The 23,049-nt window shown below is 60.0% G+C and carries 18 protein-coding genes; 12 read left to right on the forward strand and 6 right to left on the reverse strand.

Features of this window, described 5'->3' with window-relative positions; translation table 11 throughout:
• The first annotated feature begins 17 nt into the window (after positions 1-17).
• The 6 genes from ICL81_RS09575 to ICL81_RS09595 all read left to right on the forward strand — a co-directional run bounded on the left by ICL81_RS09575 (position 18) and on the right by ICL81_RS09595 (position 9,009).
• Positions 18-1,223 (forward strand): ABC-three component system protein, encoded by a 1,206-nt coding sequence (locus ICL81_RS09575; RefSeq protein ID WP_188034676.1) that lies wholly within the window; start codon positions 18-20, stop codon positions 1,221-1,223.
• Positions 1,220-1,717: a three component ABC system middle component gene (locus ICL81_RS12205; protein ID WP_223160664.1), complete on the forward strand. Its 498-nt coding sequence runs from the start codon at positions 1,220-1,222 to the stop codon at positions 1,715-1,717. Before ICL81_RS09575 ends, ICL81_RS12205 begins: the two co-directional genes overlap by 4 nt.
• The gene (locus ICL81_RS09580) at positions 1,717-3,717 is read left to right on the forward strand and encodes a DUF3732 domain-containing protein (protein WP_188034677.1); all 2,001 of its coding nucleotides are present in this window, start codon (positions 1,717-1,719) and stop codon (positions 3,715-3,717) included. The genes ICL81_RS12205 and ICL81_RS09580 overlap by 1 nt, the downstream gene beginning before the upstream one ends.
• Before the next feature lie 156 nt (positions 3,718-3,873).
• Complete coding sequence (gene mobF / locus ICL81_RS09585) at positions 3,874-7,431, forward strand: MobF family relaxase (protein ID WP_188034678.1); 3,558 nt, start codon at positions 3,874-3,876, stop codon at positions 7,429-7,431.
• Positions 7,432-7,587: 156 nt separating this feature from the next.
• Positions 7,588-8,487, forward strand: a complete 900-nt coding sequence (locus tag ICL81_RS09590; RefSeq protein ID WP_188034679.1) for a hypothetical protein — start codon at positions 7,588-7,590, stop codon at positions 8,485-8,487.
• 3 nt (positions 8,488-8,490) lie between these two features.
• Complete coding sequence (locus tag ICL81_RS09595) at positions 8,491-9,009, forward strand: hypothetical protein (RefSeq protein ID WP_188034680.1); 519 nt, start codon at positions 8,491-8,493, stop codon at positions 9,007-9,009.
• A gap of 830 nt (positions 9,010-9,839) precedes the next feature.
• Here the strand turns inward: ICL81_RS09595 and ICL81_RS09600 are convergent.
• Both ICL81_RS09600 and ICL81_RS09605 read right to left on the reverse strand, forming a co-directional pair.
• Entirely contained in the window at positions 9,840-10,961 is a 1,122-nt protein-coding gene (locus tag ICL81_RS09600; protein ID WP_353055487.1) for an XRE family transcriptional regulator, read from the reverse strand.
• Between the two features lie 6 nt (positions 10,962-10,967).
• On the reverse strand, positions 10,968-11,591 hold the full coding sequence (locus ICL81_RS09605; RefSeq protein WP_188034682.1) for a hypothetical protein: 624 nt from the start codon (positions 11,589-11,591) through the stop codon (positions 10,968-10,970).
• Between the two features lie 959 nt (positions 11,592-12,550).
• On the opposite strand from ICL81_RS09605, the gene ICL81_RS09610 reads away from it, so the two are divergent.
• A complete protein-coding gene (locus ICL81_RS09610; RefSeq protein ID WP_188034683.1) occupies positions 12,551-13,141 on the forward strand; it encodes a hypothetical protein in 591 nt (196 codons plus the stop codon).
• Positions 13,142-13,195: 54 nt separating this feature from the next.
• Here ICL81_RS09610 and ICL81_RS09615 read toward each other — a convergent pair whose 3' ends face one another.
• Positions 13,196-13,429, reverse strand: a complete 234-nt coding sequence (locus tag ICL81_RS09615; RefSeq protein ID WP_188034684.1) for a hypothetical protein — start codon at positions 13,427-13,429, stop codon at positions 13,196-13,198.
• A gap of 126 nt (positions 13,430-13,555) precedes the next feature.
• Positions 13,556-15,754 carry an efflux RND transporter permease subunit gene (locus ICL81_RS09620; RefSeq protein WP_188034685.1) on the reverse strand — a complete coding sequence of 733 codons (2,199 nt, stop codon included), beginning with the start codon at positions 15,752-15,754 and terminating at the stop codon, positions 13,556-13,558.
• Between the two features lie 190 nt (positions 15,755-15,944).
• Here ICL81_RS09620 and ICL81_RS09625 point away from each other — a divergent pair, with 190 nt between their 5' ends.
• The 4 genes from ICL81_RS09625 to ICL81_RS09640 all read left to right on the forward strand — a co-directional run bounded on the left by ICL81_RS09625 (position 15,945) and on the right by ICL81_RS09640 (position 19,929).
• Positions 15,945-16,517: a MarR family winged helix-turn-helix transcriptional regulator gene (locus ICL81_RS09625; RefSeq protein WP_188034686.1), complete on the forward strand. Its 573-nt coding sequence runs from the start codon at positions 15,945-15,947 to the stop codon at positions 16,515-16,517.
• Positions 16,518-16,617: 100 nt separating this feature from the next.
• On the forward strand, positions 16,618-17,187 hold the full coding sequence (locus tag ICL81_RS09630; protein WP_188034687.1) for a type IV toxin-antitoxin system AbiEi family antitoxin domain-containing protein: 570 nt from the start codon (positions 16,618-16,620) through the stop codon (positions 17,185-17,187).
• A complete protein-coding gene (locus ICL81_RS09635; protein ID WP_188034688.1) occupies positions 17,184-18,095 on the forward strand; it encodes a nucleotidyl transferase AbiEii/AbiGii toxin family protein in 912 nt (303 codons plus the stop codon). The genes ICL81_RS09630 and ICL81_RS09635 overlap by 4 nt, the downstream gene beginning before the upstream one ends.
• A 130-nt stretch (positions 18,096-18,225) precedes the next feature.
• Positions 18,226-19,929: a hypothetical protein gene (locus ICL81_RS09640; protein ID WP_188034689.1), complete on the forward strand. Its 1,704-nt coding sequence runs from the start codon at positions 18,226-18,228 to the stop codon at positions 19,927-19,929.
• 72 nt (positions 19,930-20,001) lie between these two features.
• Here ICL81_RS09640 and ICL81_RS09645 read toward each other — a convergent pair whose 3' ends face one another.
• Entirely contained in the window at positions 20,002-20,799 is a 798-nt protein-coding gene (locus tag ICL81_RS09645) for a DUF4097 family beta strand repeat-containing protein (protein ID WP_188034690.1), read from the reverse strand.
• 59 nt (positions 20,800-20,858) lie between these two features.
• Entirely contained in the window at positions 20,859-22,202 is a 1,344-nt protein-coding gene (locus ICL81_RS09650; protein ID WP_251382051.1) for an aspartate aminotransferase family protein, read from the reverse strand.
• A gap of 125 nt (positions 22,203-22,327) precedes the next feature.
• On the opposite strand from ICL81_RS09650, the gene ICL81_RS09655 reads away from it, so the two are divergent.
• The gene (locus tag ICL81_RS09655; protein ID WP_188034691.1) at positions 22,328-23,011 is read left to right on the forward strand and encodes a GntR family transcriptional regulator; all 684 of its coding nucleotides are present in this window, start codon (positions 22,328-22,330) and stop codon (positions 23,009-23,011) included.
• Positions 23,012-23,049: the final 38 nt, after the last annotated feature.

Genomic DNA, 23,049 nt, shown 5'->3' on the forward strand with positions numbered 1-23,049 from the left:
TCGGCAAAGGAGCATGGATGACTCAATTTGACGCATCCGCGTCCGCGCTCGGCTTCGTGTATCAGGTCCGCTGGTCGATGTACGAGCTGCTATTGGCATCTCGGCGGGCGGACGATCAGAGCATTTGTATCACGCTCGAAGTGTTTGATGATGTCGCGTTGACCGATGAGAACCTGAACCCCCTGAGCGCAATCCAGCTCAAACACCACGAGGGGCAAGGATCACTGACGGACCGGAGCCCTGACCTTTGGAAGACGATTCGCGTTTGGCTCCAGACTCCGTCTCTGGCAAATGCTAACGGTCCCATGCTCTCACTGGTGACGACGTCACCAGTGCAGTCAGGCAGTGGAGTGTCCTTGCTTGGAGCCGACCCGAATCAACGCAATGTCGCTCGCGCACTGGAACTCCTCAACACTGTTGCGGAAAGTGGATCGAAAGCAACTGAGGCTGGACGTGCCGCTTGGAACGAAGCCAGCTCTTCGATACGCTCATCGCTGCTCTCCCGGATGTACGTAGTAGGCGGCAGTGTGAATGTGTCCAATCTCGATCAGTTGATTGATGCTGAGCTTGCCCCGTTTGTTCCGGCACGTCATATCGTCGAGTACCGAAATCGGCTTTGGGGATGGTGGGACAGTCGATGCGTGGCCCTGCTGCTACAAAACCGGAGTGGCTCAGCAGGTGTCGTGATCGCCAGCGAGCTATATGAACGTATGCAATGGCTTCGCGACGAACTTCGTTCTGACGCACTCGTCGTTGACGTGACGCTGGACTTCAACGATGAAGAGATTTCCGCGGGTCACGATGAGCGGTTTGTCGAACAGCTCAAGCTGATCAAGATAAGCCAGAGCACGCTCCGAAGCGCGGTTGTCGATTACTTGCGCGCGTACGCACACACGACCAAGTGGGTGCAAAACGGCGACCTATTCGACGATGAACTCCAGCGTTACGAGTGGGCACTCAAAGACGAGTGGTCCCGCAAGTTCGATGAGATGCTCGAAGACTTGGAGTCTGGAGGAGTGACCGATCCGAACGAGCGGGCAATTCGTGGGCGAGCCCTATTCCGCGCGCTCGGCGACTCAATGCAGGTGACTATTCGACCTGAGTTCGATGCACCATTCCATTCGCGTGGTACGAGATACAGCATCGCAAATCAAGGAAAGCTTGGCTGGCATCCTGACTTCAAGGCGATTCTCGGGAAAGTATTAGCCGAGGTAATCGCATGACGGTCGAGCTTCCTGCTTGGAGTCGGCGCCCACAGCCCGCATCCGACGTCTTGAACCCAGCGATTGGTGCTGTCTGCGTTGCTTGGTGCGCCTCACGATACGAGTCCGAAAGCGGCGGCGCGTTGCCTTTCCCGTTGGCTTTCCTCGTGGCCCCGTTGACCATGCATGGGCCAACCCGTGAGCGTTTCCCCAAAACCACGGCGACTCATTTTGCTCGCTGGGTCACCGAAAACACCGAAGTGTTGTCTGGGTATCCAAACAGGGCTCGCTCCTTCGTTCCATATGTTCGCGAGGGCCTTCGCGTTGGTTTACGGAGCGGATTACTCACGCTCGATTCCAACGGCAACCTAAGCGCTCAGATCTCGTCTCACGCAAAGCTCGCTAGTGGCACAGAACTGCGCTCTATCGCGGTGTCGTCGGCAATCTCGGGTACCTGGTTCGCAAGGGCAGGTTCTCTGGAGAGCGTCTTTACCCAACTTGGAGTTAGACCATAATGCAACTACTGAAAATTCGGATCTATAGCCACGGTGGCGAGTATCGCGATGTCGACTTTCGACCCGGCGAGCTGAACATCATCACAGGCCAGTCCAGCACCGGAAAGAGTGCACTTCTAACGATTGTCGACTACTGCCTCGGGCGCGATGAGGCAACCGTGCCTCGGACAGCGATGTTCAGCGCGATCTCCTGGTATGCCGTCATGTGGGAGTTTGAGGACCGAACCCGCGTTGTCGTGGGTCGTAAATCCTCACGAAAGAAGAGCAATTCTCGTGCCATGATTCAGTTTGGTACTTCAGATTTGGAGATGCCGCTCTACGAGGAACTCGTCGAGAACGTCGACTCCGACGCACTACGAGTGCAGATCGGGGCGCGCATCGGTCTAGACAACGTTCAACTGGAACCCCGCGAGTACGGGTCAGCTGCTCGCAGCGTTGGACTCGGGACTGCTGCGCTCTTCTGCCTCCAAGAGCAAGAGGAGATTGGAACGAAGTCCACACTCTTCCACCGGCAGGCCGAAGACGGGATCAAGATCTCTCTACGCGATACATTCCCGTTCTTCCTTGGTGCCGTTGATGGTGACCAGGCGCAGCAGCGCGAAGCGCTGAGAGAGGCAAAACGCGTGTTGCGTCGTGCGGACGCGGCGCTTGCTCGGGCTGAGAGCGAATCCGCAGAGCGTGAGACCGTTTTTCGGGACCTTCTACGCGAAGCAGCGGCAGTAGGCCTTACTCCGAGCGAAAGCTTGGTTGAGTCGGGCGATTTCCGGGCCGCGGCGATGTCGATTCTCTACGCAGCGGACCAAGATGCTCCAACTGATTTGCGAACTGATGTTCGGGTTCAGGACGAGCACCGGCGACTCGAGGAAGACGCAGCACGACTTCGTTCGGAACTTCATCAGGCCATCGCTATGCGAAGTATCGTGCTTGACCAACAAGGTGGAGAGGCCGAATACAGTGGCTCGCTCCAAGCGCAGGTTGGCAGGCTCGAAAGCGTTGGACTTATTCCTGAGCATGACGGTGACCTCGATGCTTGCCCCGTATGCGCGCAGCCACTCCCTGATCCCGATGCTTCTGTCGCTCAGCTGACTTCACGGCTCAACGATCTCCGAACTTCGCTTGCTTCCGTTCAGCAAGTGCGGCCACGGAGGGCGGAGGCGGTCACGGCAGTGACTGCACGTGTCGTCGAGTTGCGCGAAGCTCTTGCCGGGGCGACCCGTGCATTGGATACGGCGGCACGCGCAGAAGGTCAGGCTGACCCTACCGATGTCAGTGCTCAGCAAGCGTTTGTGCGCGGCAGGATCGATGCAATTCTTCGCAACTCTGAGGCTTCAGACGAGGACGAACTTAGTCGTCTGCGAGCCACACAGCGTGACGCGGAGCTGCGGGTCGAACAACTGGAGCTCGAACTCAGTAGCGATGATGTCCGCGAGCAAACACTGTCGCGGCTCAACGTCATCGGAAGCTATCTTGGCGAGTACAGCCGTCAGTTCGAAGCCGAGAGCGCTGATCGGCCCGTCCGCCTGGACATCAACGCGTTGACTGTCGTTGTGGACGAAGAGTTCGGCCCAGTCGAACTTACCGGGTTTGGTAGCGGGGCGAACTGGGTCGGTTACCACATCGCCACCCACCTGGCGCTGCATCGCTACTTCGTCGGCCAGCACCGCCCGGTACCTCGTTTCCTGATGCTCGATCAGCCCAGCCAGGCGCATTTTCAAGGTGACCTTGATGCTTCTGGAAGCGGAAAGCAGGACCGAGAAGGCGAACGGGTTCGCGCGATGCTCAAGACGATCGCTGATTTCAGTTTGGCTCATGCGGGCAAGATGCAGGTGATCGTGATTGATCATGCCCGATATAGCGACGATTGGTTCCGTGATCACGTCCGACATGACTGGCATGACGGAGAAAAGCTGATCCCCGAGCACTGGCTGCAGGACACGTCCAACTCCGCCGAGCCGGAGGAGGCGCAGTTGCCCACCGGACAGACAGAGCCCGATGGCTGAGCCGACTGAGTAGTTCGTTCGCGTCCTGAGCGGCACGACCGACACGCCGACCTCTAATAGCTGCCACGCGTCTGGCAGATCGAGGTCGCAACCCTCGCGATTGACCCTTGAAGTTGCATGTCCACCTCCTCCTTGATGGAGGGAAGGTGAGCGGCGATGACGGTTTCGATGCGCTTGATGTCGGCTGGCGACGGCTACAAGTACCTGCTGCGCACCGTCGCCGCGGGGGACGGAGACCGCAGCCTTTCGACTCCGCTGACGCGCTACTACGATGCTGACGGAGCTCCACCGGGACGGTGGATGGGTAGCGGAATCTCGGCGCTCGGAAGCGGTCAGCTTGAAGAAGGCGACGAAGTAGCCGAGGCGCAGCTTCAGTTGTTGATCGGCATGGGCCGAGATCCCGTGACCGGTGCACCGTTGGGCCGCGCCTACCCGCAGTACAAGGCGAAGGCCGAGCGCGTCGCCGATCGTGTGGCCGCGCTTGATCCTGGTCTGAGCGCGCGTGCTCGCGGTCGAGCAGTCGCAGCGATCGAGGTCGAGGAATCGGAACGCGGCACACGTCGAGCGGTCGCGGGGTATGACTACACCTTCTCGATCCCGAAGTCCGCATCGGTGTTGTGGGCCGTCGCCGACGCGGGAACGCAATCACTCATTATCGGTGCACATCACGCTGCGGTTGCAGAGGTGGTTGCATTCATGGAGCGCGAAGTTGCAGCCACGCGCGCCGGTGCAACCCCCGGGGACGGTGCAGTTGCGCAGGTCGAGGTGCGCGGGCTGATCGCGACAGCGTACGACCACTACGACTCACGCGCGGGCGACCCTCACCTCCACACGCACGTCGTCATCAGCAACAAAGTGCAGACCGTGCTCGACAACAAATGGCGGAGCCTGGATAGTCGCCCGATGCACGCCGCCACGGTTGCGCTCTCTGAGCTGCACGAAGCCGTGTTCGCGGATCACCTGACCCGGCTCTTCGGCGTCGAGTGGGAAGCACGCGACAGGGGACGTGACCGCAACCCGGCGTGGGCGATCGCGCAAGTCCCGCCAGAACTCGTCGCCGAGTTCTCATCGCGCTCACGGCACATCGACGAGGAGAAGGACCGTCTCATCGCTGCATACGTGGCGAAGCACGGCAGACAGCCATCAAGCACGACAATCATCAAGCTGCGTGCACAAGCAACGCTCGCCACCAGGCCGGAGAAGCAGATCCATTCGCTTGCCCAACTCACCGCTCAGTGGCGAGAACGAGCTGAAACGATACTTGGGGCGGATGCCACGAGCTGGGCGCTACGAGTCACCGCGAACGAAGATCCGCTGTTGTTGCGGGCCGATGACGTGCCGCTCGATGTCGTCCATCGGATCGGGCAGAGTGTTGTCGCCGCGGTTGGAGAGAAGCGGTCAACGTGGCGGCGCTGGAACCTCACCGCTGAGGCCGCGCGCCAGACGATGGGATATCGATTCGCGAGCACGCGAGAACGCGAGGCCATCGTCGGGCTGGTCGTGGATGCTGCCGAGGCCGTTTCGCTCAGGCTCACACCGCCCGAACTGGCATCGAGCCCCGCCGTCTTTCGTCGGAGTGACGAGTCTTCGGTGTTCCGACCGAAGAACTCCACCGTGTTCTCGTCGGGTGAGCTGCTCGAAGCCGAAGGCCGCCTGCTGCAACTCGCGCGCAGAACGGCGGGCCCGACCGTCTCGCTGGCGACGGTCGAACGCATCGTGCGGAAGCCTGACAGCGAGCGCCGGATGCTTGCCATGGACCAAGCATCCGCGCTGATGGCAATCGCCGTCTCAGGGAGGTCCATCGACCTGCTGGTCGGCCCGGCGGGAGCCGGAAAGACAACCGCGATGAGCGCGCTTCGCCAAGCGTGGGAGAAAGAGCACGGGCAGGGATCTGTCGTCGGGCTCGCGCCATCTTCAAGCGCAGCCCAGGTGCTCTCCGATGATCTCGGGATCGCGACGGAAAATACCGCGAAGTGGTGGCAAACCCATCTCCAAACGGGGGAGACGTTCCAGGCTGGGCAGCTCGTCATCGTTGATGAGGCCTCGCTTGCCGGAACGCTCTCGCTCGACCGGATCACCCACCTTGCCGCTGAGGCGGGCGCGAAGGTGCTCCTCGTCGGCGACTACGCACAGCTTCAGTCGGTCGACGCGGGCGGAGCGTTCGGGCTGCTCGCACACGACCGCGATGACGTCGCCGAACTCGTTGACGTTCATCGCTTCACCCACGAGTGGGAGAAACGCGCCTCCCTCGAACTCCGCCACGGCCACACCGAAATCATCGACACCTACGCCGACCACGACCGCATAGTTGAAGGTGACACCGATGCCATGATCGACGCCGCCTATGCAGCATGGCACGCCGACATGATCGCGGGGCGTGCGACGGTGCTCGTCGCTGACTCGAACGAATCCGTCATCGCGCTCAATAATCGTGCGCGAACCGACCTGATCCTCGACGGCAGAGTGCGAGGTGCGCGAGAGTCAGAGTTGCACGATGGCACCCACGCAGCGTCCGGCGACATCGTGATCACTCGACGTAACGACCGACGATTGTGGGCCGGGCAGAGTTGGGTGCGCAACGGTGACCGTTGGAAGGTCGCCGATGTTCGAAGCGACGGCTCAATGCTCGTTCGACGAGAAGGACGCTCCCGGGGATCCGCTGTCCTCTTACCAGCGGCCTACGTCGCCGAGCATGTCGAACTTGGCTATGCCGTCACTTCCTTCCGGGCGCAAGGTCTCACCACCGATACAGCGCACGTGCTCGTCGATTCGGCGATGACTCGTGAGACGTTCTACGTGGCCATGACAAGGGGCCGTACCGCCAACGTTGCTTATGTCTCAGTCGACAAACCCGACGCGTTTCACGTGGGACCGCATCCGGGTGACAACGGTGAAGCCACCAGCCGCAGCGTGCTCTACGGAGTGCTCCAGCGCGTGGGCGCCGAACTCTCCGTACACGAAACGATCACCGCCGAGCAAGAAGCCTGGGGAACCATCGCGCAGCTCGCTGCCGAGTACGAAACGATCGCCGCCGCCGCACAGCGCGACCGGTGGGCATCGCTCGTGCGGGTGTCAGGTCTCAGCCCTGAGCAAGCCGACGAAGTCATCGATTCGGATGCGTTCGGTCCGCTCACCGCCGAACTTCGTCGAGCCGAGGCAAACCATCACGACGTGGAGGCGCTGCTCCCTCGACTCGTCCGCGCTCGCGACTTCGGCGACGCCGACGACATTGCCGCCGTGCTCCGCCATCGAATTGCTGCGGTCACTACGAGGTCTGCCGGGTCGGGTCGTAGGCAGTCGAAGCCCAAGCTGGTTGCCGGGCTCATCCCCGCGGCGACGGGCGCCATGAGTGAGGACATGCAGCGGGCTCTCGCGGAGCGGCGTGGGTTGATCGAAGCACGAGCAGACGCAGTTCTCAATACCGCGGTCGCTGATTCGGCGCCGTGGGTTGCGGCTCTCGGTGCCGAGCCTGTGGATGCGCGGCACGCCATCGCCTGGCGTCGTGCAGCGCGCGTGGTTGCTGCCTACCGTGATCGCTATGGGGTCAAGGCGCGAAGTTCGCTCGGGACTCTGTCGGGCGGCGCAGCGCAGCGGGTTGACCGTGCGCGGGCGCAAGCCGCGCTCGGCCAAGTTCTCCGAACCAACAGGCAAGTTAGCGGCGACTTAGAGCAGCGTAGCGCACCACGACACAGCGCGAAGGGCCGCACAATGTAGCCGTCGTGGCGGTCATTAGACATGCTGGTTGGAGATTTGAACGCTGGAGAAACACTGATCAAGGCAGGGTTCTCTGCGGATGTCGGTGGTCACACGTACGCTCTAGGTAAGCCTCGACCGTGCTCTCGTTTGAGAGATTGTCCGAAAGAAGAAGGAATGCCAAAATACACAATCGGCCTTTTGGAACTGAAGGTAATCCATACCCTGACCGATGAGGAAGTGCATCCTTCCAATTTTGGACCCCAGGAGAAGGACGTTCTTGACGATTGGAGCGGGTACTTGAAGAAGATCGCTCAAGAAGGTGGCGTCTCCCGTCAGGAACGATTCTTGGCTGTAGAGAGTCGGGTCGACATCGTAACCTCCAGGGAGATCGTTTGTGAGATTGATTACGGGCACTTCGGTTCTCATCGAAGAGTTCGAAACGTCGATAACGGAGCACACATCTCAGACATTGACTTGAATGAAGTCCCGGGTGACCCTCTTCGCCTTCTTCTGCGTTCGCCAATTAACGGCACGTTCGCGTTCATGGCACACGAAATGGTGGGGAGAAGTAGCTGTGCGGGTCTCTTGATCCCGGAGTTCAAAAGCTGGTTCGCCAAAGCGAACAGCGGCTATCGTCTCGAAGTGAACTATGTCGAAGACTCTGACGCATGGAACGAGTTTCTCGACGGGGCAAGTCTTCGTGAACTAACCTTCACCGCGCGGCGTACGTCCGAGGCTAACCGTGCCGGGCGACCCACGAAGGAACGCTATGACATCCTGCCAGGTCGAAGAGGGGACGTGCTCCCGCAAAGTTGGTTGCAGCGCCTCCGGAGCGACGGTCTGCCCGCGAGCGAGGTGCTTAGTGTGCCCGTGGCGGATGAAGATATCGATGAAACAAAGGTTGTCGTCGAGAAGGAAGGGCGTCGTCGGACCATCCGGATTGGCGACGATTGGCCGCGATTCACGTGGGAAATCGACCCAAAAGCAAAATCCCGACCGGACGATGCACTTTACTTTGATGTTGCAAGGCAGATTATTGATGGGCAGCTTCGTCGGCTCCGTATCGATGGGTAGCACATGAGTTCAAAGATCAACCTTCTCGAGCTTGCCCGTGCGCAACTGGGAACGTTCAGGAGGTATAGCCGCAAGACGCAGGTGAAGGACCTAATTACCTTTGCGTTACTTCCCGTCGCGTTGGGTGTCCTTGCAGGATTCTTCGCGCCTCCTGTCTTCAACGTCTCTGGACTTCTAACGGGAGCATCTGTCTTCGCGGGTCTCCTAGTCGCGCTCCTCGTGAACGTGTTTGAGTTCAGCGTTAAGGTTCGTCGAGACGAAAAGATCAGGCCCGAGGAGCGTCTCGCCCAAACTGTTGACGAGCTGATGGCTAATGCCTCCTGGACCGTCGTCAGCTCTTTGGTGTTCTTGGTCATCGTTGCCGTCGCGACCGCAGCTCAGGCACCGGATGAGCCACTTCCATCAGCCATGGTTGGGCTAATCGCAGGGTTCGGATCCTACTTGATCCTCAACGTGATGATGGTGCTGAGCCGGATATGGACAGCTCATGGCGATATCAAAGATCTTCCGCCAAAGCGATAGGTTTGCTCCGCAGCTCATCACGAGCGCTAATGAGCCCCGTGGTTGGCCACGAATGAACGAATCAGTTCTCGCTGAGGCGCCGCGCGATCGCGAGAGGGGAGACCCAGATTTCAAGGCGTCCTGAAAAGCACAGGAGTACCCTTGAAGATGTGCCACGGCCTCGCAGCAGCACGCGAAGCACCCTCATTTCAGAGTGGCACGCAGAGGGCACGAACCCGCTGCAACCCCCGAAGATCCGCATGATTCCGCGGCCCATGACGAGTATTGGGACTTCTAAAACTCCTGGTCACGCGCATTCGGCAAAGAAATAGCCCCGGCGTGAACTTCTCTTGATTGAGTTGTTCACCCGGGGCTTCTCTTGTTTTTGCCCACATTTTGCCCACACCCAGGGAACAGTGCCGGTTGAGTTTGCAAAGGACGAAGTGGTGGGGTGTCGGGGTTCAGTGGGAGAAGTCTTGATGTTGCACTGAGACTCTTGGTCGGTATCTGCTGTGGCGTTGCAGGCCACAAAGCAGTCTTGTCGACTGTTTGGTTAGTTCTCCTTGAGGGTGCGAGTGGTCGACTTCTGGGTCGGATTGAACCTGAGGGCTCCGGAGTCCTAATGTTCGATACTGACGGAGTAGACGGAACAATTCCATCAAGAGAGCGGAAGGGTTTCGGGCGTATAGGTGTTGGATCCGACAAGCGCCGCGCGAGCTGAGATTTGTCTTGCGGACTTGGAATACCCGAGGAGCTAGCCGGTCGATTGTGCGGAGTAGAACTTCTATCACGTGTCGGGTGGTAGCAGACTGTCCGGCTCGCACGGTTGCGGTCCTGCGCGGTTATATCTCTTAGGCGGCCCGCTTGGCTCGTGCGTCAGCGAGGCTGATAACCCCGGGGTTCTCGTCTCGCTGTGGGCTGGGGGTGGAGGACTCCGGAAGGCCACTCCACTCGGAAATGAGGCGGGCAGGGATTCCTGTAGCAGTGGCAGCTGAAGGGACAGTATTTGTGGGCCAAGCGTGACGGAGGGCTTGGGGAACTAGGAGAGCAGTCTCGGGTTCCACGTTTCCTGGCTCGTTGTGTCTCCACCCGCGGGTGGAATGCTGAATCATGAGACTGCGGTACCTGTCGTGATCGATAAGGCCAAGGTCCTTGCCTCGTCTGATGGCCGCCGACACACTAATTCCATACTGGGCTTTGATGGCGAGATATCCGCTGAGGGGGAGATCGTGACTGATCCACTCGCGTGCGACTTCTTGGGGTAAGAGAAACGCTCCACCAAATCTGAAGGCGCGGGCCTCCTGCGCCCGGGTTTCAATGCGCTCGCCTTGAGCGTCAAAGATCAGGTGTCCGAGTTCATGAGCCGTGGTCAGCCGGTTTACGTCACCTCGTCCGCTGTCGAAGAGAGCAACGAGGGGGCGATCATCTTGAGCGGAGGGACGGGTGATGCCATGGTGGTTGAGGCTTACCTCCTCGATAGTGGCGGGTGACAGGTTGGTAATGACACCGGCGCCGTTCCGTTCGAGGAGTCGGGTTACGTTTCTTACTGCGTCAGTCGGACCTAATCCAAAGAACTCGCGAGCTTGTTTTGCAGCTTCTTCAGGGTCTGTGACGTTGTCAGCGACAGGGGAGGTCCACTTTGTGTAGTCGGTGTCAAGCGAAGCGATATGGAAGAGCCGCATTGCTAGTTTTTGGAGCACCTCGACATATCGGCTTTCTTTGACCGTGGAGCTGGCCTTCTTGCGAAAGGTTGGGGCGGCAAAATTATCGATCGGATCTGCGGTTAAGAAAAAGCTCGTTGGAATACGGTGTCTTAATGCGAGCTTCGTGACGATATCTTTAGTCAGAACGCGCTGGTCGTTCTCAATCTTGGACAGATATGACGCGTTCATCTCCACTGAAGCTGCGAGCTCGCCTTGGGTCATTCGGAGGAGGTGCCGCAGGTCTGCGACGCGTTCGTTTCGGTACTTCACGGGTGCCTAGCTGTTTGATTCGTTTTCCTCGCGCCGAAGGTTTGCGAAGAAGTCAGTGTCGTCTGCAGTGCTGAACGTTCTGTCTGCATAGAAGCCAGCTTGTGCTACGAGTGGGATGGAAAGATCGTATGGGACAGCGTTACCGTAAGTAGGGATGCCGATGGTGCGCACGAAGCGGAGAGGAATCTCCCAGCGCTCCTTGTCTTGGATGTTGGTGATGTCATACAGCCAGAGCAGTTCGTTTTTGGAAACGGTTTCAAAGAGCCCCGGGTTCCAGCTTCCTGAGCGCTGTGTGCCGGGTTTTGCTGTGGGAATCCCGCCAGGGTAGGAGTCGCGTTCCTTCATGAGACGGAATCTGGCGTTGAGTTCAGGGTGGGTGAGGGTGATGCTCATCATTTGGAGCGGGGCCCGATGGACGTGCCAACCTTCGGTATCGAGAGTCTGTCGCCCCTTGAGGGCTTCACTGAGCTTAGCGCGCAGCATGAGTGGTGCTATGACGCGTCGGGTCTCGTGATCTTTGAAGTCTTTAAGCGCGGGGAGCACGTGGGACTGGGCTGTGGCAAAGAGATCTGTGAGCTCCGGAGCGACGACTTCGGAGGCTGCAAGGAGAGACGTTTCAAAGCTTGCCATATTCGGACACCTTAACTTCATTTGTCATATTCTGACAGGAGATGTAACCATCCTAAACGATTTTCTCGGGGGATGGTTGGGCTTCGTGCAGCGGGTTCATCCTGAATCGTTGATATTTAAGGTGCCGTCGGTGGCACCTATGTTGCGAAGCTGCGTTTTTGGAGTAATGGCGGGGCCTGTAGCTGCGCGTTTCCGGGGCGGCAGGAGGGCCAGCAAGGGCGCTGTGAATGCTGCCGCGGCTACTCCTCAGGCATTGATTTGGCGTTGAAATCTCGTCATTTTTCTGGATTTCTTGTTCTACATGAATTTGTAAACGAGGGTTTTAAATGACCCCAAATTTGCACCGGCTCCGCATGGTGGAGCTGGCTCGCTTCTACTAATTCATGAGAGTGACCTCAACTATGAAGATTCGATCTGCAATGGCCGCAATTCTTACGATCGCTACAGGGTTTCTCGGTTCATTGCCAACCCCAGCAACAGCACCCCCGCCTGAACCGGGGACTGAGCGGGAGAACGTTCTCACGGCGGTGCCTGTGCAAGGCCGGGCTACCCGTACAGGTTGGAGGACGACCCCGATTACCTGTACTGCAGATTATGATTCTCTTCATCCCGGGTATAGCTCGAATAAGCGGAGAATCAACGCTCATCTGACCGTAGAGTGCAAGGGAACCGATGCGCACCTAACTTCTATCTCACTCAAATCGCAGATGAAGGAGGGCGGCCGTTGGGGGCTTCCAAGCTACAGAAAAGGTAGGAAATCGGTGCGAGTGGGAGGCGACCTTGCATGCATCTCCGCCCGACGCATGTATCAGGCGACTGGGAGCTTCGTGATCACTTTGCCCCCAGGCTACATACCAGTGAGCCATACGAACACCAAATACAGTGAACGTAAGATGTTCAAACGCGACAAGAGAGGCGTTTGTAGGTAACAAGCAACAGCCAAGACGATCGGTTAATCCATGGCAGTAGCATTCAACTCAATTCGAGAATCGTTCTTCTCGTCTCAGGCTTCTGAACGAGAGTTCTTTGCTGCTTGGATTGCTAGAGACGAGGGGTTCCTCCCTCAGGAATTCCCGTATGCGGTTGCTATCTTGCACCCCGGCACGGTCGAAGTGCCCGGCGGCGATATTCCGTATCTCGCCCCTAACCCACATGACGATGATCTCGACGATGAACAGGCCGCTGTGCTGGACCAGATTATTGGGAGTTCAGCGCCCGAGGAATCCACCTGCAACGTTGCTTTCTACGGTGGGTTCATGGAAGAGGAGGAAGAAGCAGGGCTGATCGACGCAGGCCTTGATCGCGTCTCCGGCAGGCTCAAGTACCTTCTTGGGGCGACATTGCTCGCAAAGGCCGGCGTCCTGGTGCTTCGGGAGAGCCTCGACCTATTGCTGGAGCCGTCGTATATCTGGCCTGACAGTAGAGAATGGTTCGTGGCGTCAGCCCCCGACTTGGCGTTCACCGTCGTGGGCTGCCAGCAAGAACTTGCGCAACGCCTTCTTGACGCCCCGGGCCTGGATTCCCGGCTGTGGCAAGGCCCAGTCACGTAAAGACCACGAGTCAATATGTGGTCAACGATGCCCCGGCCTATTCGGTTGCTGCGCCTACCTTTCGAGAAGTAAAGAAATGTGGACCTCTCCGCGTACATGCGGCCACTCAACGAAGAGTTGATAGGGCAGTTTCCGGGCATCAGCCCAAGCAATCACTTCCAAGACGTTTTCGACCTCGGTAAGGCGCCATTCATCGACGCCAGCGTCAGGCTCTGTGAAGTGAACGCGATAGTTCGGGTTCTGATCCTCTGCGGAGGCATTGCGTGGATCAATTGGGTTCTGCTTCATGCGAGTGCTCCTCTCAACCGTCTGTGAAGTATCGCAGTCATTTCTCTGCAGTGGAAGCAGAAAGGGGGCCTCACCCGCAACGTAAATTGCGAGCAAGACCCCCTCTAGGTTTAGACGACGAGCGGCCTACCGCTCCACGGACACAGGAGCAGGACCCTCGACCTCAGCCCCGCCGGGCTTCTCCGATCCGCGCCCCAGTTTCGAAGGCCACCAGACCTTGTTCCCGATGTCGTACGTGAGCGCGGGCACGAGCAGGGTGCGCACCACGAAGGTGTCGAGCAGGACGCCGAAGGCGACGATGAATGCGAGCTGCAGCAGGAAGAGAATCGGGATCACCGAGAGCGCCGCGAACGTTGCCGCGAGCACGATGCCGGCTGAGGTGATGACTCCGCCGGTGATCGTGAGTCCGCGCAGCACGCCTTCACGGGTGCCGTGCTTGATCGATTCCTCGCGCACGCGGGTCATGAGGAAGATGTTGTAGTCGATTCCGAGGGCAACGAGGAAGACGAAGCCGAAGAGCGGTACGGCCGGATCCGCGCCAGGGAAATCGAAGATGCCATTGAACACAAGCGCCGAAACACCCATCGCGGTACCGAACGAGATGACGGTCGTGATGATGAGGAGCACGGGCGCGAGGATCGAACGCAGCAACAGCATGAGGATCAGCAGGATCACGAGCAAGATGATCGGGATGATCAGCGTGCGGTCGTGAATCGATGCGTCGTTCGTGTCGATAGCGGTTGCGGTGACGCCGCCGACGAGGGTGTCGGGGGAGACGTCGGCGAACTCGGCGCGCAGCTCGCGCACGGTGTCGGCTGCCTCGTCAGAGTCGGCCGCCGCGGTGAGCGTGCCCTGCACGAGCACCTGGCCGTCGACCACGGTCGGGGCGGGCGCGGGCGTACCGGGAGGTCCGTACGCGGAGATGCCATCGGCAGTAATGGGGGCGGATCCGGTCGGCGAATCAGCCGAGGTCACGCTCACGCCCGCGATCCCGTCGTTGCTGAGCAGCACGTCAGCCACGGTGTCGAGTTCGGACTCGTCGGTGAGGACCTGGACGGGGCTGCCTGAACCGCCGGGGAAATGCTTGCCGAGTGCGACCTGGCCGTCGCGAGCCTCCGAGGTGCCAATCACGAGGTCAGAAGCGGGGACGCCATCTGCCTTGAGCTGCGTGATTCCGAGGCAGCCGATGAGGAGGACGACGGTCGTGGCGATCCAGATCGTGCGCGGGCGCTTCTGCACGAAGCGGGCGACCTTAGTCCAGACGCTTTTCGCGGGCATGCCGTTCTCGGCGGCAACCACCTCGGGTTCGAAGCGCGGGCGACGCGGCCAGAACACCGCGCGGCCGAACGAGAAGAGCAGCGCGGGGAGCAGCGTGAGCGCCGAGAGCATCGCGAAGGCGATGCCGATCGCGGCGACGGGGCCGAGGCCGCTGTTCGACTTCAGGTCGCTGAGGAGCAGGGTGAGGAGGCCTGCGATGACGGTTCCGCCGGATGCGAGGATCGGCTCGACCGATCCCTTGACGGCCTTGAGCGTCGCGGTCCACTTGTCTTCATTGATGCGCAGCTCCTCGCGATAGCGGGCGACGAGCAACAGCGAGTAGTCAGTGGCAGCGCCGATCACGAGGATGAACAGGATGCCCTGGGTCTGGCCGCTGAGCATGAGAATTTCCCACTTCGCGAGCCACCAGACGGTGAGCAACGCTGCGCAGAGTGCGAAGAGGCTCGTAGAGAGGACGGCGATCGGGAGGAGGAATGAGCGGTAGACCAGGATGAGGATGATGAACACCGCACCGAGTGCGACGCCGAGGAGGAGGCCGTCGATGCCGGCGAAGGCGGCGGAGAGATCCGCGCTCAGGCCAGCGGGGCCGGTGATGTAGACGGTGGTGCCGTCCGGGACGTTCGCCTGCAGCTCTGCGCTCGCCGCAGCGACCGTGTCACTGAGCTCGGCGTCTGACTGGATCGGGACGAACGCCTGGATGGCCAGGCCGTCTTCGGACGGCAGCGCGGGTGATACTTCGTCACCGATTCCGGGGAGTGAGGTGAGATCCGCCACGGCAGCACTGATCTGCTCGACCTGGGCAGTGGTCAGTTGCTGATCGCCCACGACGACGGCGATTGCGGGAATCGCGTCGGAGTCGGTGAACTCACCGAGCAGCTTCTGCACCTGGGTCGCGTCAGCCGACTCTGGCAGGAAGGTGGTCTGGTCATTGGACGAGACTTCACTGACTTTGCCGAAGTAGGGTCCGCCGACGCCAGCCGCGGCGAACCAGACGATGATCAACACCGCCGGCAAGAACACGCGTAGCCATTTTGGTGTGCGAGTCATGAGAGCTTCCATTCAGAGATCGGGTGGATGGTCTGGCGCCGCTCGTGCGTTGGCCGCTGGTGGGTTGCCCGCATCTGGTGTGCCTGCAGTGTCTCTAGTGTGAAACACCAACCTGTATTAACCTAAGCATATTATTAGCCAAGCTAGCAATATGCAAAGTTAGCGACCTGTCCGAAGTAGAATGAGGAGTATGACCGCAGCCGAGAAGCCCCGTGAAGCGGCTCCGGCGAGCCTGTATCACTTGGACAAGAGTGATCCGCGCTCTGAACTCATTGATCGCTCGGCGCTCCAGCCCGCTGAAATCGCTGAAATCAGTGAGCTCATGGGGGCGCTCGGGCGTCTGCGCGACGCTGAACAGCAGGTCTCTGAGGCCTCGATGAAGTACATGCAGCTCGGCCGCACCGACATGCAGGCGCTGCACTACCTCATTGTTGCTGGCAACCAGGGTGAGCTTGCGACGCCCAGCAGTATTGCGGCGCACCTGAACATTTCGACCGCGTCGACGACGAAGCTGCTCGATCGGCTCGAGCGGGCGGGGCATATTACGCGGGCTCCGCACCCGTCAGACCGCCGGGCTCTGACGATTTCTATTACGCCAGAGACGCGTGAGGCCGCGATGCAGTCGGTCGGACGCCAGCACGCGCGACGCTTTTTCGCTGCGGCGCGGCTGACTTCGGAGGAGCGTCAGGTTGTGACGCGGTTCCTCGATGACATGGCGAGCGAGATCTCACTTGGCGATGATGCGGAGTGGGCGCGGGGGTAGTGCCTGGCTTTCCATTTGGCTGGCAGGCCCGTTGTGTAAAAAAATAGCTACAGGTACCGTTGAGCTGTAGCTAAATTTTTTCACTCAGTTAGGAACCGTCTTGCTGCCGGAACTCATTGCTTCGAGGGACCTTGAACGGTTAGGTCTTTCACGACGCCAGCTCGAGCGCCGGCTTGCAACGGGTGAGTACGAGCGCATTGCTCCCGGCCAGTTCATGCAGGCGGGGTTCGCGGATGACACGACTGCGGCCTGGATCGCGGCCGCAGCGAGGCGGCCCGAAGCGACGCTGTGCCTACTCAGCGCTGCTTCGATTTATGACCTCACTGATGAAATTCCTGGCCGTACTCACCTTGCGATTCCACGCGGGGCAAAGCCGGTAGCGACGGAAACTGCACCGATCGAATGGCATGTTTTCGACGGCAAAACCTTCAGTATCGGTCAGTCTCAGCATGAACTGCCGGGCGCTCGAAGCATCGGAATATACTCGCCGGAACGAACCCTCATTGACCTGTTCCGGCTCCGTCACGTGTGGGGCGATGACCTGGCGATTCAGGCACTCAAGAGATGGCTCGCTCGATCAGAAAGCAGCCCCTGGGAGCTGCTCACGATGGCAGGTGATTTTCCACTCGCGAAGCCGGCGCTCCTAGCCGCTTTGGAGATCCTGTTGTGACTTCTGATCCACAGACAGAAAACGATTCTGACCGGGCCACATTAGCTATTCGAGCACTGGCGCGTGCTCAGAACGCCGACGTGCAGGAACTGCAGACGCTCTATGTGCTTGAAGCGTTTCTGGCACGTCTTGCTTTGTCTGAGTATCGGGATGACTTCGTGCTGAAGGGCGGAGTTTTGTTGGCCGCCTTCGCTGCCCGTCGTCCTACTAAAGACATAGACGTCAGGGCGAGCGGGGTGTCGAATGATGAGCGCGCAGTCCTTGAGCGGGTGAGAGCTATTGCAGATCTGACGGTGGAGGACGGTGTACGTTTCGACTCGGCTTCTCTCGCCGCGGTCACGATTCGTGACGGGGACGCAGAAGACTACTCTGGCGTGCGCGTGAAAATGGTTGGCTTTGTGGGGAAATCGCGCCTGACAATCGGCATTGATGTGAGCTTTGGGGATCCGATTTGGCCCGCGCCGCGGGACATCGACCTCCCTCGGCTCATCGATCTGGGCTTGCCTGCGGTGAGACTTAAGGGTTATCCGCTGGTAATGGTTATCGCGGAAAAGGTTGTCACCGCAATGCACCGAGGCGCGGGTAATACGAGGTGGCGAGACTTCGCGGATGTGTATTTGCTCATGCGAAGCCACGCATTTTCTGCTGAGCAGATTCGGGCAGCTGTCATCGTGGTGGCAGAGCATCGCGGAACGAAGGTGAGTGCTTTGCTGCCAACGTTGGAAGGCATGCCCCGTCGCGCTCAACCGAAATGGAAGGCCTGGCGTCGCCGCATCGGACGCGAGGCTGACTTGCCTGAACAGTTTGCGGAAGTGCTGTCTGGTGTCGCTAGCTTCATCGATCCGATAGCTCGCGGTGGTGCGAAGGGCGAGTGGGATCCGGCGCAACTTCGTTGGGTCTCACCTTGAGACGCTGAGTCGCGCGAGGCGAAGGGACGAGGGGGGTTTCGGTTGGCCTAAGAAAGTCGCACGTGCCTGTCATACTTGTGCTGAGAACGGGGCTATAGCGAGTCAGCCACCGGGAAGGGGCTAACCAAGCATGGAGGAGATTCCTGTGGATCCGCATGGCGTTAATGAGGACGAATCCGCAACGCAGAGCAACAGCGAGATTGTCGTGAGCGACGATGCTTCTCTCCTGGAGACGGTTTCGACGACGCTAGTTGAGGTCAGCCCTGGAATTGCCGTTGTGTTCGGCGAAGTGCCAGACGGTATGGAGCTTCTCGACATGGCCCTGATTCCTTCGTTTGACAGAACTGAGTTGAACACCGCACTGGGTTCTATTGGAAACATTGGAACTGTTGTTGGAAATGTTGCAGAATCCTCGGTAGCGGCACAAGGGCTGTTCCGGGCAAGCAGCGAGACAATGGCGCTCCTGAATAATGGCGCTCAAATGGCGGTGAAGGACGGCGCAAAGATCGGCGCAATCTTCAAAGACGGTCAGATTATTGCTCAGGCACGATTCGTGCCGGCGGGTTTGTCTACCGCTGCAGCTGTCGCAGCAATCGGCCCGGCAGTCGCGATGCTCGCGATGCAAATGCAGCTTGGTGAGATTTCCGGTCTCGTTAAAACCAACATTGCCGTCACTAGGCAGGCCATGAAAGCGATCCGGAATGAGCAATGGGCCGAGCTTGAAGCTGTAACCGGGATGATTGCAAAAAATACCGCCAGCGTGCGTGAGCTTGAAGCGGTTCCGGATACTCTCTGGGGATCGATCGAATCGAGCGATAAGGATCTGCGAAAGCAGATGAACCTTTACCAGCGCAACGTGAAAGGGCACGTCGAAGAGCTCGGAGCGCTCGCGGTGCGTGAGCGCCGACAGTACCTTGAGACCAACGCTGAAGCTATGGTCTTTGACGCTTACGCGTTACTTACCTCTTTGAAGGCCTATGCCGAGTATCAGTCTGTGAAGGCAATGCGCGCGCGGATTAAAGGTGCAGAAGACAAGAACGAAACGCAGCTGTTTGAGCTTCTTACGAGAGACGTGCCTGTCGAGATCCAGGCTTCGCGGGATGAAGTGACCCTGCTGGTAAAGTCACTCGTTCGCGAGCTGCGGGTAATTGCGGAGCTCCCGGGCCGGCTTAGAATGCCACTGTTCAAGAAGCGCAAGGACTCCAAAGCTACGCAGTTGACATGTGCTCAGCTGCTTGAAGCTATCGAGCCGCTCGCAAACATGTTACTTCCAGCCCCTCAAAACCTTGAGGCCCCTGAAACAGTTTGTGGCCCCGAGGAACTGGCGCTTGAGCCGTACCTCAAGGTGCTGCGCTGGTTCATTGAAGATGACGAGACGCTGCAGTGCATCGCGTTCCCGTACGAATCGACTGGAAAGTCTCTCATCCCGGGAGTGCTTGAGAAGCGAGTCGACGCTTCCTGGGATGCGCTGTTGCCGGGCAAGGCTGCGGCAGTGCTCGACAAGGTGGCATCGAGCACCCTTGTTGCTGTAACGAGTGACCGTGTGCTCAAAGCATCTCCTCGGACGTTCCTTCGCGAAGGAGAACTTGAGGGGAGCTTCTCTCTGAATGACGTTCGATATGTTCGTCCGCGTGGACTGGGTGAGAAAACCTCTCGTCCGACGCTCAGCATCACGACCGAGGAGAAAGACCTCTCGTGGATGTTCCCGGCGGACGCGAATGAGGAGCAAATTGACCTTCTTGCGGCAGCGCTTTCCGCCGGGCCGTTGGAAGGCGGGCAGACTGCTTCGCGGCTCGAACTCGACGCGGCTGAAGCGGCGGCGCTGACGAAGTAGACCAGCGAATGCACAAAGCGGCGAGCACCTGCACACGCAGGCACTCGCCGCTTTCGCATATGCGCTGAAGGCCTAAGGCGCAGGCACAACCTCAACATCACCGTTACGAGTAGTCACCGAGATGACGTGCGGGCTCGAATCGGCCTGCGGGACGGTGACCTCGGCGTCGCCCTTCTTCGTGGTGGTGTTCACGCGGTAGTCGCCGCCCGGAAGCGCGATGCGCACGTCGCCGTCGTGGCCGGTCACGGTCACGTTCGCGGGCGCCTCGGTGAAGGTGAGGTCGATGTCACCGTTGCGGGTGTCGGCGGTCACGGTCTGAGTGGCGAGGCCGGTGGCCTCAACTTCCATGTCTTTGCCGGTCAGGGTGAGGGTCGATCCGCGCACTTGTGAGAGGGTCGCTTCGCCGTTGACTGCGCTCACCGTCAGGTCGGCCGCGAAATTGATCACCGTGATGTCGCTGTTCTTGTTCTGTGCGACGACCGCGACGTCTTCGGGGACGGTCACAGTGAAGCTGCCCTTGCAGCCGAGCGAGAATCCGGTGCAATCGACCGCGAGGCTCAGCACGTCGCCGTCGAGTGACGTGCTGACCTTGGGTGCGGATCCGTTGCTTTCGCCCGCAACCTTGGTTTCGACCGCGATGGCACCGGCTGCACCGCCGGAGGTGAGGATGATGTCGGAGGTTCCGGCGTCGATGGTGAGGTTCTGGCCGGTGAACTCGAGGGTCTGGGACTCCGACGAGACCTCAGCGCTGGTTCCGGGGCCGGCTGCTCCGGATCCACTGTTGCTTGCGCAGCCCGTCATGAGCAGGGCAGCAGCGAGCAGGCTGCCTGCAGCGAGGACGGGGCGGGTGCGATTCTGCTGAAGCTTCATGTTTCAATTGCACCAGGTATTGCGCGCAAACGCAGTAACCGCGCTCCCAAACTTGTGAGCTACACCGCCCGCCCAATCACGCGCTCGAGCGTCTCGAGCAGCTGATCCGCGTTCGCGGCAGTGAACGGGAGCGGCGGGCGGATCTTGAGCGCGTTCGCTGCGGGTCCGGAAGCGCTAATGAGGATGCCTTCCTCTCGCATGCCGTTGACGACGCGAGCTGCGAGATCCGCGTCTGGGGTGCGCGCGGAATCAGCGGAGCCGAACTCCAACGCGAGGAAGAGGCCAGCCCCGCGCACGTCGATCACCTGCTCGTACGATGCGCCAATCTCGCGCAGCCCTGTGAGCAACTGTGCACCGACGGTCGCCGCGTGGGTCACGAGATCGTCCTGTTCGATGACGTCGAGCACGGCTGTCGCGGCAGCGATGCTCACAGGGTTGCCGCCGAACGTGTTGAAGTACCGCACGAGTGAGCCGAACTTTTCCTGCGCGGACGAGGTGCCAACGACCGCCGAAATCGGGATGCCGTTGCCCATCGGCTTGCCGAGCACGACGAGGTCGGGGGTGATGCCGTGCCGCTGGAAGCCCCACCACTCGCCCGTGCGGCCGAAGCCCGGCTGCACTTCGTCGGCGATGTAGAGTCCGCCAGCGTTGTGCACAGCCTCGACAACCGGCGCGAGGAAGCCAGAGGGATCCGTCTGCACCCCGTCGCTCGAGAAGATCGAATCGAGGATGATCGCGGCAACGCCCGATCCGCCCTCATCCAGTGCGCGGATCGCCGACTCCACCGACGCCAGCAACCGCGGCCCGACCTCCGCGGCCGGGGTGCGCGCCGTGTCGATCGACGGGATCGTGACCACGTGTTCGCCGAGTGGATTGTTCGGGCCGAGCGAGGGGGAGAGGCCGGCCGCGGCAACGGTCGTGCCGTGGTACGCGTGCTCGGTGATGATGATGCCCTGCTTGCCCGTGGCCGCGCGCGCGGTGCGGACGGCGAGGTCGATCGCCTCACTGCCGGTGCACGCGAAGGTGACCCGGTCGAGCTCTGCTGGGAACTTCGCGAGCAGACGCTCGGAGTACGCAATGATTGGCTCGGTGAGGTAGCGGGTGTGGGTATTGAGCTTCGATAGCTGGGCGGTGACGGCCGCGGTGACGGCCGGGTGACTGTGTCCGATCGCGGGGACGTTGTTGTAGGCGTCGAGGTAGGTACGGCCGTCGGTTCCGCGCAGCCAGACGCCCTTGGCGCTGTCGATCGCGACGGGTTCGCGGTAGAAGAGCCGATATGACGGGCCAAGCACGCGATCGCGGCGCTCGAGCAGCGCGGCGGCTGCCGGGTCGAGTGCAACTCCACTCGCAGGATCGAAACCGTTAGCCATGTGGACGCCTGCGTGCACTGGAGACTCATTCATTTGGCCGTACTCCCTCGTAGATTGATGACCAATATTTCGAGTTTGTCATACGAAATTCGGCTTCGCAAGGTTAGGGTGGTGAGCAATGCCGGTGAATATCGGCGCGCGAACCAGGGAGTGGATCAATGCAAGATGACCACAGCGGCGCCGGCCAGTCGGCTGCCGAGCGGCTCGCATGGGAGATTCGTGAGGCGATCTACGAGGGGAGTCTCGTGCCGGGGAGTCCGCTGCGCGAGGTCTCGCTTGCGGACGCCAAAGGCGTCTCGCGTCGAACCGTGCGCGAAGCGCTCCTGCTCCTCGCATCCCAGGGGCTCGTGGTGCATGAGCGGAACCGCGGGGCGACCGTGCGCGCACTTGGTGCCGACGATGTGATCGACATGTATCGCGTGCGTCGCACCTTTGAGTTGCAGGGTGCGCGCAATGCGCCGCTTGCATCTGACGAGGATCGTGCCCGGCTGCAGGCCGCCTACGAGCGTTTGCATGATGCGGTGCATGGCGAGGATTCGCGCGAGATCGTGAACGCTGACCTCTCGTTCCACGGCGCCGTGGTTGGCCTCGTGGGAAGCGCGCGGCTCGACGGGTTTTACGCGCAGATGAGCCCGGAGATGGAGATGGTGCTTGCGGTGATCCGCCGCGGAGAACGCATCGATGGGCTCACTCCCGAGCAAATCATTGCCGATCACCGCACGATTCACGCCGCGCTCATGGCGCGTGACGTGATCGAGGCGCAGCGTGCGATTCTCGAACACATTGATTTCAACGAGCGATACCTGCTCGGATTACTCGAGAGTACGCGCCTCTTGGATTGATGACCAATTTCGCGGTACGATCCTTTCGTCTCCACAAC

This window comes from Leucobacter sp. cx-328 (assembly GCF_014530035.1).
Lineage (GTDB): Bacteria > Actinomycetota > Actinomycetes > Actinomycetales > Microbacteriaceae > Leucobacter.